The organism is Xanthomonas sp. DAR33341, assembly GCF_003992815.1.
Lineage (GTDB): Bacteria > Pseudomonadota > Gammaproteobacteria > Xanthomonadales > Xanthomonadaceae > Xanthomonas > Xanthomonas cissicola.
In genome coordinates, this window is sequence record NZ_QEYV01000033.1 from 79,082 (window position 1) to 91,556 (window position 12,475).

Below are 12,475 nucleotides of genomic sequence, written 5' to 3' on the forward strand. Positions count from 1 at the left end.
TGCCTGCCTCGTGCCCTGGCTCACAGGCGTCGGTCGCACGACCGGCAGGGCCTGCGCGTCGGTGCTTGCCCCTCGCTGCCGTTCGGCGGCAAGCGCGTCAGTTGCGCTGATCCGGTACGCCAGCTCATGGGGCGGCACCGATGACGCAGGTGCCAGGACGGTGCACGTGCCTCCCCAAATACACACCTGCAGCGCGCGGCGGAATGCCTCAGCGCGGGGACGCATGGCTCACCGTCCTGAGTGCGACACATGGCGCGGTACCATTGGTGGTTTGAACCACGGTCCGCGCCATGAAGATTGCCTCCTGGAACGTCAACTCGCTCAATGTGCGCCTGCCGCACCTGCAACAGTGGCTCGCTGCGTTTGCGCCGGATGTGGTGGGCATCCAGGAAACCAAGCTGGAAGACCACAAGTTCCCCGATGCAGCGCTGGCGGCACTGGGCTACCGCAGCGTGTTCTGCGGGCAGAAAACCTATAACGGCGTGGCGATCCTGTCGCGCTCGCCGGCAATTGATGTGCAGATGGGCATTCCTGGGCTGGACGATGTGCAGCAGCGCGTCATCGCCGCCACTGTCGATGGCGTGCGCATCATCAACCTGTACGTGGTCAACGGCCAGGACGTGGGCACCGACAAGTACGCCTACAAACTGCGCTGGCTCGCCGCAGCGCACGACTGGATCGCGCAGGAGCTGCAGCGGTATCCGCAGCTGGTGGTGCTGGGCGACTTCAACATCGCACCGGATGCGCGCGACGTGCACGACGCAACGGTGTGGAACGAGCACCACATCCTCACCTCGACCGACGAACGTGCCGCGTTGGACAAACTGCTGGCGCTGGGCTTGCACGACGCCTTCCGGTTGCACAACCAGGACGCCGAACACTTCAGTTGGTGGGATTACCGCCAGGCCGGTTTCCGCCGCAATCTGGGCCTGCGTATCGACCTGACGCTGGTGTCGGATGCCTTGCGCACGCGCACGGTGGAATCGGGCATCGACCGCGAGCCGCGGACCTGGGAGCGCCCCAGTGACCATGCACCGGCGTGGGTGCGGCTGGCGGAGGTCGGCGCATGAGCGAGCGGCATCTGCGTCGTAGCACGCACAAGGTGGGCGATGTCACGCTGGGGCCGGTGCATCGCCTGAGTTGCCACTGCGGTGCAGTGCAAATCGATCTGGATCTGCCGCATGGCCTGCTCGATCCACGCCGCTGCGATTGCTCGATGTGCCGCCGGCGCGGCGCCATCGTCGCGTCGGTCACCCTCGATGGCCTGCATGTCGTGCAGGGCGAAGACGTGCTGCAGCTGTATCAGTTCAATACGCAGACGGCAGCGCATTATTTCTGCGGCGTGTGCGGCATCTATACGCATCACCGGCGCCGCTCCAATCCCAACGAATACGGCTATAACGTCGGCTGCCTGGAAGGCGTCAATCCGTATGCCTTGAACATTGCCGTGCCGGTGGAAGACGGCGTGCACCATCCGGCCGATCGCATCGCCGCCAAAGGCTGAGACGACAACGCCCGGGCAGGCCCGGGCGTTGCGTGATGCGACAGCTGTGAGGCGATGCGTTAGCGCAGGCGGCCGCGGGTCACCAGGTTGACGATGGCCAGCAAAATCACCGCACCCACCAGCGACCACACGAAGGTCCATAGCGTAATGGCCTGGTTGATGCCGCCACCAAACAGGAAACCGGCGATCAGCGCGCCCACGATGCCTACCACCACATTGAGGATGATGCCCTGCTGCGCGTCGCGGCGCATGATGATGCTGGCCAGCCAACCCACGATGCCGCCGACGATCAACCAGATGATGATGCCCATGTTGCCGATCTCCTTGTTCGCGTGCACCGGAAGTGGTGCATGGGCGCCATTCAACGCAGCCGCACGTGAAGCAGCTGTCGAACGCGATGAACGGTGTGGCCGACTGTTCGGTTTGGTGCACGGCGCGTGACAGTGCATGCGAGCTGGCGGGTTGGCCCGGTGCAGCTATGGCTACGCCCGCACCGCCCCGGCGAACGTGGCGAGCCGCAGGCGCGTCAGCTGCTCGGCCCGGCGTTGGGTATCGACCCGGCGTCGGTGCCATTGCAGCGCGATGCACGCGGGCGTCCCTCGCTGCAGCCGGCGCTGCCCGACCGCGATACCGGCTGGAGCCATAGCGGCGAGTATCTGCTGGTGGGGCTGGGCGAAGGCGTGCGACTGGGCGTGGATCTGGAGCGCATTCGTGCGCGTCCACGTGTGCTGGAGATCGCGCAACGCTTCTTTCATCCCGACGAAATCGCCTTGCTCGCTGCGCTGGCGCCGGACGCACAACACGCGTTGTTCTTTCGGCTGTGGTGCGCCAAGGAAGCCTTGCTCAAGGCCCATGGGCATGGCCTGTCGTTCGGCTTGCACCGGCTGGCATATGCGCTCGCGCCCGACGACGCGCTGCACCTGCAGTGGTGCGATCCGGAACTTGGCCAGGCCGCGCAGTGGCAGCTGCACGAATGGTGGGCGGCACCGGAATGCCGCGCGGCGCTGGCGTTCTATCCGTTGCCGGGCGCGTAACCGGTCCGCTGCGTGGGCCTCTACGTCACCCCGTGCGGCAGAATCGGTTGACGGAACTGCGCCACCCCATCCAGGTCGCGCAGCGTCACAGTGAGCACGCCGCTGCGGCCGTCGATGTCCACTTCGCCAAAGAACTGGTAGCCGGCCAGCGGCGAGGCGTTGGGCGCAGGTGGCGCTTTTTGAAACACCACGCTCGGGCCGAACGTGGCATCCAGTGCATTGGGCCCGAAACTGCCGGCATTGAGCGGGCCGCCGACAAATTCCCAGAACGGTTCGAACTGCTGAAACGCTGCGCGATCGGGGTGGTAGTAGTGCGCCGCGCAGTAATGCACGTCGGCGGTGAGCCACACCGTATTGCGGATGCGTGCGCGGCTGATGAAGCGCAACAGCGTGGCGATTTCCTGTTCGCGGCCACGCGGCACGCCGGGGTCGCCATTGGCGATCGCTTCCCAGCGCGGGCGCCCGTTCGCATCTTCGCCATCGGGCACCTGCAGGCCGATCGGCATGTCGGCAGCAATCACCTTCCATTGCGCACGCGAGCCGGCCAGTTCGCGTTGCAACCACGCCAATTGCTCCGGCCCGAGAAACGCGGCATCGGGGCCGGGCTGCGGTTGCAGGTTGTCGCTGTTGGCGCCGCGGTCACTGCGCATGTCCAGCACGAACACATCCAGCAAGGGGCCATAGGCAATCTTGCGGTAGATGCGCCCGTTGCCATCGGCGCGCACGCCGCGCATCGGCGCATATTCCAGGAAGGCCTGGCGGGCGCGCCTGGCCAGCACATCGATGTCGCGCACCTGGTAGCGCGCATCCAGTTGCTTGCCGGGCGACCAATTGTTGGTGGTTTCATGGTCGTCCCATTGCCAGAGCTGCGACACCTCGGCGTTGAAGCGGCGCACGTGCTCATCGAGCAGGTTGTAACGATAGTTGCCGCGAAATTCGTCCAGCGTTTCGGCCACCTTGCTTTTGGCCGCGGTGGTGAGATTGCGCCAGCGCTTGCCGTCTTCCACCGTCAGCTCGGCGGGGATCGGGCTGTCGGCGTAGATGGTATCGCCGCTGTGCAGGAAGAAATCCGGATTGCGCTCGCGCATCGCGCTGTAGATACGCATGCCGCCGATGTCCGGGTTGATGCCGAAGCCCTGGCCGACCGTGTCGCCGCTCCAGACAAAGCGCACATCGCCGCGCGCCTGCGGTGCACTGCGCAGATGGCCGTGGACGGGCGCGCTCAACACGCCGCTGTCGGCATCTTCGAAGCGCACGCGATAGAAGATGTCCTGGTCGCGCGGCAGGCCGCTCAGGTCCGCACGTGCGGTGAAGTCGTGCGCCGCCGACGCGATCGTGCCGTCCACGCGCCGCGCCTGACGCAGGCTTGGACGCGTGTCCCATTCCACCCGCAACCGCGCTGGGCGATCGGCACGGCTCCACAGCATCGCGCGGTCGTCCAGCACATCGCCGCTCTGCACGCCGTCGGTGATGGTGGGTCGTCCCGACGGCGCGGCCAGGCTGCGCGTGGGCCAACCGGCAGTGGCCGGCAGCAACACACCGGCACCCAAGCCTTGCAGGACGCGGCGACGGGCGGGATCGGAGGCGGTCATGCGTGTCCTTCAGGCAGCTGCGGCTGCATGCAGGTGTAGCGCCGCCGTCTTACCGCTACGTGTCCGTGACCACGCCTGGCCGCGTTAACGCGATGGGCCGCACAGTGCGCCGCAATCAGGGATGCCGCGCGCCGCATCTCGGGGGCAGTGCGTCCGCCGCTGCCGCAATGGATCACGCCTCCACTGCGCCGGGCCTGCCGTCCTCCACCACGAAGCGCTTGGTGGTCGACACCGTGGCGTTGCGGTCGCGCCGATCGGAGATGCCCTGCAGCCGCGTTTCCATCCGGCCCGGCGTGAGCGTCACCGACACATAGCCGCGCGTTTGCCCGTCCACGTAATGCACATGCGGGTTGGCTGCCATGGTCGCATGCAGTTCGTCGTTGCTCTGGCCGTCGGAGGTGATCGAAGTGCCGACGAATTCGGTGGCCAGCGTTGCCGACGCGTCGTCGGCCGGATCGGCCTTCAGGTCGGTGACCCAGTACGAGTGGATGTCGCCGCCCCAGAACACCGGGTTGCGCAGGCGCGTCTTCGCAATCGCATCGAGCATGCGTTCGCGCGTGGCCGGGTAGCCGTCCCAACCGTCGGTCCAGTGCCCGACCACGCCGTCGCGCCCCGCCTGTCGCATCGGTGCCACCAGCAGATCCTGCGCAATCACGTTCCAGCGGGCGGGCGACTGCGCGAAGCCGCCATGCAGCCAGCGCTCCTGTTCCCAGCCGAGCATGGTGCGCCGCGGGTCGGTGCGCTCGCGGCAACTGTCGGCCACCACATGGCCGCCGCGCCAGCCATTGGCCTGCGGGCAGGGTTGCTCGCTGCGGTACTGGCGGCCATCGAGCACGTAGAAACGCGCCAGCTGGCCGTAATCGAACGAGCGGTAGATGCGCATGTCCGCGCCGTGCGGGCGATGCCGCGCACGCAGCGGGAAATGTTCGTAGAAGGCGCGGTAGGCGGCAGCGCGCCGGGCCAGAAAGGTATCGACCGGAATCGACGGGTCCTGCGACCAGCGATTGGCGTAATCGTTCTGTACCTCGTGATCGTCCCAGGTCGCCGCGCAGGCGCTGCCGGCATGCAGCGCCTGCAGGTCCGGGTCGGTGCGGTACAGCGCATAGCGATTGCGGTAGCCGGCCAGATCCAGGCATTCGCCGCTGCCGTGCGGGCGCACGATCTTGTTCGTCGCCTCGCCGTGGTTGCTGTACTCGTAGATGTAATCGCCCAGGAAGAACACCAGGTCCGGCTGCTCGGCGGCGAGGTGGCGGTAGGCGCTGAAATACCCCAGTTCCCAGTGCGAGCAGGAAACAAACCCGAACCGCGCTGCGTCCGGCGTCTGATGCGCTGCCGGCAGGGTGCGCGCGCTGCCGATCGGGCTGCGTGCACCCAGGGCCTGAAAGCAGTACCAGTAGGGGCGATCGGCCATCAAACCGGTGAGCTCCACGTGCACTGCGTGGCCCCAGACGGGGCTGGCGATGGTCTCGCCCTGGCGCACGACGGTGCGCATCTGCGGGTCGCTGGCCACCTGCCAGCGCACCGGCACCGCTGCGCGCAGGCCGCCGCGTCCGTCCGGGTCCAGCGGGCGGGGTGCCAGCCGCGTCCAGATCACAAAGCCATCGGCCAACGGGTCGCCGGCCGCCACGCCCAGCGTGAAGGGATCGGCACTGCCGCTGGCGCGTGCGAACGGGCTCAGCAGCCCCGCCGCAGCCAGGCTGGCGCCGGCGATGAGGATGCGCCGCCGGCTCGGATCCGGTGGCACAAGCGTGGCAGCGCAATCAGGCAGGGGTGAGGCGGCAGGCGGGTCGATCACGGGCATGGACAAACGGCAGGCAAGCAGACACGACCATGCTGTGGCCAGGACATGTCCGTTTTGTGTCGCGTGTTGCAGCGTCACTGTGGGTGGTTCAGCACAGGTAGCCACGGCGCGGACGGACAGTACGTGGCAGGGGAACGGCCTGCGGAGGCAACCACGCCATCTCCAGCCGCGATGCCGAGATCGGTCCGCGCATGCCCGCCAGCCCAGCTGCGATAATCGCGCCATGAACGATGCCGCACTCGCCCCCGATGTCTCCGCCGCGCTCGAGCGCGGCCTGCAGGCCCAATCCCTGGATGCGGCCTTCGCCGCACCGCTGCTGCGCTACCTGGCCTTGCTGGTGCGCTGGAACAAGACCTACAACCTGACCGCCGTGCGCGACCCGCGCGAGATGGTCACCCGCCATCTGCTCGATTCGTTGGCCATGCAGCCCTACATCGCCAGCGGCGCCCTGGCCGACCTGGGCACCGGCCCGGGCCTGCCCGGCATCCCGCTCGCCATCACCCGCCCGCAGCTGCAGGTGACGCTGGTGGAAAGCAACGGCAAGAAGGCGCGCTTCATGCGCGAGGCCTTGCGCCATCTGGAGCTGGGCAACGCGCGCGTGGCCGAATCCCGTGCCGAAGCGCTGGCCGAGCCGGCCGCCTACGACCACCTCACCGCGCGCGCGCTGGACACGTTGGCCGGCATCATCGCCGTCGGCGGCCACCTGCTGCGGCCGGGCGGCAGTTTGTTGGCGATGAAGGGTGTGTACCCGCACGAGGAAATCGCCGCATTGCCGGCCGGCTGGACCGTGGGCGAGGTGCACCCGTTGCAGGTGCCCGGCCTGGAGGGCGAGCGGCATCTGGTGGTGGTGCGTAAGGGCTGAGCCGTTCGTTCTCGAAGCGCCCTCACCCCAACCCTCTCCCGCGGGCGGGAGAGGGAGCGAGCAGCGCTCCCGACAAGCTCAGCGCCTGCCTTCGCTGGATAAGCACACCAGCCCCTTCCCCCGCGCTCGACAAGCACACCAACCCCTGCCTCGACGAGCACACCAAGTCACTTCCCCCGCCTGCGGGGGAAGGTGCCCGCAGGGCGGATGGGGGCAGCACCGACACTCCGGCCATGCCCCTGCACCAGCCCGTGTTGGGACTTCCGGCCCATGGCAGCGCGGCCGGCGGCTGCCATGATCGAGCGTTCGCTCCAGATCAGGCTTTCCGCACGTGACCTCTCCGCTCGCCGCCGCACTCTCGCTCGCCCTGCTGGGCGCAGGCTTTGCCGCCACCTCGGCGCAGGCCGCCACCCCACCCGCCCCGGCCACGCTCACCGCCGAGGCAACGGCCGACGCGCGCTTCCGCGCCATCTACGAGAAAGAGTGGGCCTGGCGCCAGGCCGAGACCGGCCAGGCCGACGAAGACAGCGACACCACCGGCGACAACACCCATCTGCCCGATGTCAGCGCAACCGCGCAGCAGGCGCGTCTGGCCGTGTGGGACGGCGTACTCAAGCAGCTCGACGGCATCGACCCCAAGCAGCTCTCGCCCGCCAACCAGATCAACTTCGCCATCTACCGCCCGCAGGTGGAGAACCTGGCGGCCGAAGTGCGTCTGCGCCTGTACGAAATGCCGTTCAATTCGGATAGCTCGTTCTGGTCGAATCTGGGTTTCATGGCGCAGCGGCCGATGAAGACCGCGGCCGAGTACCGCGCCTACATCGCGCGCCTGAACGATGTACCGCGCTATTTCGAGCAGCAGACGGTCAACATGCGCGCCGGCCTGGCACGCGGATTCAGCGTGCCGCGTGCCGTGCTCGACGGGCGCGATGTCTCCATCGCCACCGTGGCCGATGTCAAAGACCCCACCGAATCGACCTTCTACGCGCCGTTCAAGCAACTGCCTGCGCAGATCCCGGCGGCCGAGCAGGCGCAACTGCGCGAACAGGCCAAGGCCGCGTTGCGCACCGCCGTCCTTCCGGCGTACAGCAAGCTGCTGACGTTCTTCCGCAACGACTACATGCCCAAGGCACGCACCACGCTGGCGGCCGAAGCATTGCCCGACGGCAAGGCGTTCTATCGCCAGCAGATCCGCGAATACACCACGCTGGAACTGACGCCCGAGCAGATCCACCAGATCGGCCTGGACGAAGTGGCGCGCATCCAGACCCAGATGAACGCCATCATCCAGCAGGTGGGTTTCAAGGGCAGCTTCGCGCAGTTCCTGGCCTTCCTGCGCACCGACCCGCAGTTCTACGCCAAGACTCCGCAGGAGTTGCTCGATCGCGCCGCATGGATTTCCAAGCGCGTGGACGGGCAGGTGGGCAAGTTCATCGGCACGCTGCCGCGCGGGCGCTTCACCATCAAGCCGGTGCCCGACGATATCGCCCCGTTCTGGACCGCCGGCCGCGGCGGTGCCACCACCTACTGGGTCAACACCTACAACCTGCCGTCGCGGCCGCTGTACAACCTGCCGGCGCTGACCCTGCACGAGTCCTCGCCCGGTCACTCGCTGCAGGGGTCGCTGGCGCTGGAGCAGGGCGAGCAACCGGCGTTCCGGCGCGAGAACTACATTTCCGCCTACGGCGAAGGTTGGGCGCTGTACACCGAAAAGCTCGGCCAGGAGATGGGCATCTACGAAACCCCATACGAAGAATTCGGCCGGCTCACCTACGAGATGTGGCGCGCCTGCCGGTTGGTGATCGACACCGGGGTGCACCATGACGGCTGGAGCCGCGAGCAGGCGCTGGCCTATCTGCGCGACCGCACCGCGCTCAGCGAGCACGAAGTCACCACCGAAGTGGACCGCTACATCTCCTGGCCCGGCCAGGCGCTGAGCTACAAGCTGGGCGAGATCACCATCGTCAAGCTGCGCGCCGAGGCAGAAAAGGAGCTGGGTGACCGCTTCGACATCAAGGCCTTCCACGATGTGGTGCTGCGCCAGGGCTCGGTCACCCTGCCGGTGCTGGAGCAGCAGGTGCGCGCCTTCATCGCCGAAAGCAAGGCGCGCCCGGCAACGTCCAACAAGCCCAGCGCCGCCGCGCCCTGACCCTGGCCAACGGTCCGCTCCCTGTAGGAGCGGACCCGGCCGCGCTGCCGTCCCGCTCCTGGCGCCGTTCTGGCCTCGATCCCAGTTCCAGGTCATCGTCGGCCGCTTTTCGCCTGCCCGGTCGCTGTCTGCGAACAACCAGGATGTAGGCAGAGTGCCATCGCGCTGACCCGGACGGCGTCGCGGCCAGTTCCGCTCTACGATGCTGCGCGCCAGACCGTGCATGCGATTGTGTAACTCCCCCGGCCTCTATACGCTGCGCCCATGCTGCTCCGCCGCGCCCGTCGATTGCCTCCCTTGCTGCGCCTGATGGCGTTGCTGGTGCTGGTCATGGGCGTACTGGTCGCACCGGTCGCCTGCGCACTGGGCGATGTGCATACGCTGGCGCACGACCAGGCGCACCTGGACGACACCGCACCGCATGGCCATGACGGCGCCGACGAAGGCGATGCCGGCGAGCGCGACGGTGCGGGTTTGCTGCATGCCTTGATGCACAGCGGCTACTGCCACGGGCACAGCCCGGCCATGCTGCCGGCGTTGGCCTGGGGTCCGTTGCCTGCGCGCACGCACGGGCAGCCGCCCGTGCTGACCACCGCCTACCGCTCGCATCTGAGCGAGACCGGATTGCGTCCTCCGATCGCGGCCTGATGCATCGCCGGCAGCTGCCGGCCTGTCCATCGATCCCGATTCCGGAGACACCCTCATGTGGTTGCGACTGACGGCGCTTGCCGTCTTCGCGGTGGTGCCGTGCGCCAAGGCGCAGGACCTGCCGCCCAAACCCGCGCTGACGCTGGACGACGCCATTGCGCGCGTCGCCCGCCAGCACCCCGATGTGCGCCTGGCCGATGGCCAACGCGCAGCCCTCACCGCCGAAGCCGAGCGCGACGCGCTGCGTCCGCCGTTGCGCGTCGGCGCCGAACTGGAAAACGTCTTCGGCACCGGTCCCACCCACGCGCTGGACCAGGCCGAACTCACCGTCACCCTGGCCGGCGTGCTGGAACGCGGCGGCAAGCTCGACGCGCGCCGCACCCTGGCGCAAGCGCGTCTCGATGCGCTGGCACCGCAACGCGCCCTGGCCCGGCTCGACGTCTTGGCCGAGGTGGCGCGGCGTTACCTGGCCATCGGCATGGCCGCGCAGCGGCACGCGGCGGCGCTGGAACTGCTGATCCAGCGCCAGCGCACCGTCAGCGCTGCGCGCCAACGGCTGCAGGCCGGCGCATCGCCCGAATCGGTGCTGCTGACCGCCCAGGCGCTGCAGGCGCGCGCAGAACTCGAACGCGACCGCGCCCAGCAGGAACTGCACGCGGCACGCCGCCAGTTGGCCGTGCTGTGGGGCGAGCGCACGCCGCAGTTCGGCGCGATCACCGGCGACCCGTTGCAGCTGCCGGCGATTCCCGAGTTCGAGGTGCTGGCACAACTGCTCGATGCCACGCCGGAACTGGCGCGCTTGAACGGCGAGCAGCGCGTGCGCGAAGCCCGTGTGCGGCTGGCGCGCAGCCAGGCGCGCCCGGATCTGGACTGGCAGGTGGGCGTGCGCCGGCTCGAAGGCAATGACGCCACTGCGTTGCTCGGCAGCGTCTGGCTGCCATTGGGTAGCGCTGCACGCGCGCAACCGGAGATTCGCGCTGCCGAAGCCGAGCTGGCGTTGCTGGATATCGAACGCCAATCGCAGGCGTTGGTGCTCTACGCAACCCTGGCCGATGCGCATGGCCGCTACCGCGCTGCGCAGCTGGAAGTGACGCGCATGCGCGAGGATGTACTGCCCGCGCTCGCACGCGCCGATACCGCCGCCGAGCGCGCCTATCGTGCTGGCGCCACCAGTTATCTGGACTGGGCGCAGCTGCAGGCGCAACGCAGCGAGGCACGTCGGCAGCAACTGGCTGCTGCGTCGGAAGCGCAGACCGCGTTGATCGAAATCCAGCGCCTGACCGGGCAGCCGTTCGTACGCGATCCTGCTGCGCAGGTGACGCCATGAACGCGGTTTCCGTATTGCGTTGTCGTGCCGTGTGCACGTGCCCGCTTGAATCTGCCGCATCCGCATCCGCATCCGCATCCGCGCCCAGTGCTCGCCAAGCAATACCCACGCCAGGCGCGCCTTCGATGCAGCCACCTCCATTCGTTCGCCCGACCCAACGCGTCGGCGCCAACCAGGACCACCGTCGATGACACGTTTCATGATTGCGCCGCTGCTCCTGGCGCTGGCGCTCGGCGGCTGCGGCCGCAACAGCGACGCCGCGCACGATGACCGCACCGGGCGTGCCGCCGAAGGCGAGGCGGGCGCCGATGCGCACGGTGATGAAGCCCAGACCGGCACGCACGGCGGGCGGTTGCTTAGCCAGGACGGCGACAGCGTGGAGCTGGCCATCGCCGAAGAAGGCACGCCGCCTACGTACCAGGCCTGGCTGTACCGCAATGGCAAACCGTTGCCGGCCACCGCCGGCAAGGTGGAGGTGCATCTGAAGCGGCTCGGCGGCATCAATGAAGTGCACCAATTGCGGCCGCGCGACGACGGCAGCCTGCTGGCCGACAGCACGGTCGTCGAGCCGCATTCGTTCGATGTGGAAGTGCGTGCCACCGTGCAGGGCAAGGCCCATCGCTGGCGCTATCCCAGCTACGAGGGACGCACCACCATCGCGGCGAAGGTCGCGCAGGACGCAGGCATTCGTGTGGCCGCCGTCGGCGCCGGCAGCATTGCCGACCAGCACGAAGTGCAGGGGCTACTGACGCCGGCAGAAGGCGCGCAAGCGCAGGCGACCGCGCGTTTTCCCGGGCCGGTACGCAGCCTGCGCGTCAACGTGGGCGACCGGGTGCGTGCCGGTCAGGTGCTGGCCACGGTGGAGAGCAATCTGAGCCTGACCACCTATTCGGTGAGCGCACCGATCAGCGGCGTCGTGCTTGCCCGCAATGCCAGCCTCGGCAGCAACGCAGGCGAAGGTCAGGCACTGTTCGAAATCGCCGACCTGTCCACCTTGTGGGTGGATCTGCACATCTTCGGCGCCGACGCCGGGCATATCACCGCCGGCGCACCGGTGGCGGTCACGCGTATCAGCGATGGTGTGGTGGCGCAGACCGCCTTGGAGCGGGTGTTGCCTGGCACCGCTACGGCGAGCCAGAGCACCGTGGCGCGCGCAGTGTTGCGCAACAGCGATGGGTTGTGGCGGCCGGGATCTGCGGTGAAGGCGCGGGTCACGGTGGCGCAGCAACCGGCGGCGATGGTGGTGCCAGTGGGTGCGTTGCAGCGGTTCCGCGACTGGGATGTGGTGTTTGTGCGGGTGGGCGATGTCTACGAAGTGCGCCCGGTAAAGCTGGGCGCGCGCGATGCGCAGCAGGTGGAAGTGGTATCGGGCCTGGTGGCAGGTGATGCGGTGGTGGTGGAGCAGAGTTACCTGGTGAAGGCCGATATCGAAAAGTCGGGGGCTTCGCATGATCATTGAGCGCGTTGGGGTGGGCGGCATTGCGTCGTTAAGTGGGGGCGTTTGTTTGGTGCAGGGGGATGTGCCACGTTCAAGGTGTTCGCGCCCTTCCGACCTAGA

The 12,475-nt window shown here is 68.0% G+C and carries 11 protein-coding genes; 8 read left to right on the forward strand and 3 right to left on the reverse strand.

Features of this window, described 5'->3' with window-relative positions; all coding sequences use genetic code 11:
• Positions 1-290: 290 nt before the first annotated feature.
• The gene (gene xth / locus EO156_RS16050) at positions 291-1,070 is read left to right on the forward strand and encodes an exodeoxyribonuclease III (protein WP_016849169.1); all 780 of its coding nucleotides are present in this window, start codon (positions 291-293) and stop codon (positions 1,068-1,070) included.
• Positions 1,067-1,504: a GFA family protein gene (locus tag EO156_RS16055; protein ID WP_003487696.1), complete on the forward strand. Its 438-nt coding sequence runs from the start codon at positions 1,067-1,069 to the stop codon at positions 1,502-1,504. Before xth ends, EO156_RS16055 begins: the two co-directional genes overlap by 4 nt.
• A 59-nt stretch (positions 1,505-1,563) precedes the next feature.
• On the opposite strand, the gene EO156_RS16060 is transcribed toward EO156_RS16055, so the two are convergent.
• The gene (locus tag EO156_RS16060) at positions 1,564-1,815 is read right to left on the reverse strand and encodes a GlsB/YeaQ/YmgE family stress response membrane protein (RefSeq protein ID WP_005914591.1); all 252 of its coding nucleotides are present in this window, start codon (positions 1,813-1,815) and stop codon (positions 1,564-1,566) included.
• Between the two features lie 126 nt (positions 1,816-1,941).
• Here EO156_RS16060 and EO156_RS16065 point away from each other — a divergent pair, with 126 nt between their 5' ends.
• Entirely contained in the window at positions 1,942-2,538 is a 597-nt protein-coding gene (locus tag EO156_RS16065; protein WP_026006857.1) for a 4'-phosphopantetheinyl transferase superfamily protein, read from the forward strand.
• A gap of 20 nt (positions 2,539-2,558) precedes the next feature.
• Here EO156_RS16065 and EO156_RS16070 read toward each other — a convergent pair whose 3' ends face one another.
• Both EO156_RS16070 and EO156_RS16075 read right to left on the reverse strand, forming a co-directional pair.
• Positions 2,559-4,130 (reverse strand): alkaline phosphatase D family protein, encoded by a 1,572-nt coding sequence (locus EO156_RS16070; protein ID WP_016849167.1) that lies wholly within the window; start codon positions 4,128-4,130, stop codon positions 2,559-2,561.
• A gap of 172 nt (positions 4,131-4,302) precedes the next feature.
• A complete protein-coding gene (locus EO156_RS16075; protein WP_029829662.1) occupies positions 4,303-5,931 on the reverse strand; it encodes an alkaline phosphatase D family protein in 1,629 nt (542 codons plus the stop codon).
• A 223-nt stretch (positions 5,932-6,154) separates the two neighbouring features.
• On the opposite strand from EO156_RS16075, the gene rsmG reads away from it, so the two are divergent.
• The 5 genes from rsmG (at position 6,155) to EO156_RS16100 (ending at position 12,376) form a co-directional block, all read left to right on the forward strand.
• Entirely contained in the window at positions 6,155-6,793 is a 639-nt protein-coding gene (rsmG, locus tag EO156_RS16080; RefSeq protein ID WP_003487708.1) for a 16S rRNA (guanine(527)-N(7))-methyltransferase RsmG, read from the forward strand.
• Positions 6,794-7,124: 331 nt separating this feature from the next.
• Positions 7,125-8,942 (forward strand): DUF885 family protein, encoded by a 1,818-nt coding sequence (locus EO156_RS16085; RefSeq protein WP_003487710.1) that lies wholly within the window; start codon positions 7,125-7,127, stop codon positions 8,940-8,942.
• 264 nt (positions 8,943-9,206) lie between these two features.
• Positions 9,207-9,590: a DUF2946 family protein gene (locus EO156_RS16090; protein ID WP_011052777.1), complete on the forward strand. Its 384-nt coding sequence runs from the start codon at positions 9,207-9,209 to the stop codon at positions 9,588-9,590.
• Positions 9,591-9,645: 55 nt separating this feature from the next.
• Positions 9,646-10,917 (forward strand): TolC family protein, encoded by a 1,272-nt coding sequence (locus tag EO156_RS16095; protein WP_029829659.1) that lies wholly within the window; start codon positions 9,646-9,648, stop codon positions 10,915-10,917.
• Positions 10,918-11,104: 187 nt separating this feature from the next.
• A complete protein-coding gene (locus EO156_RS16100; protein WP_016849663.1) occupies positions 11,105-12,376 on the forward strand; it encodes an efflux RND transporter periplasmic adaptor subunit in 1,272 nt (423 codons plus the stop codon).
• Positions 12,377-12,475 lie beyond the last annotated feature (99 nt).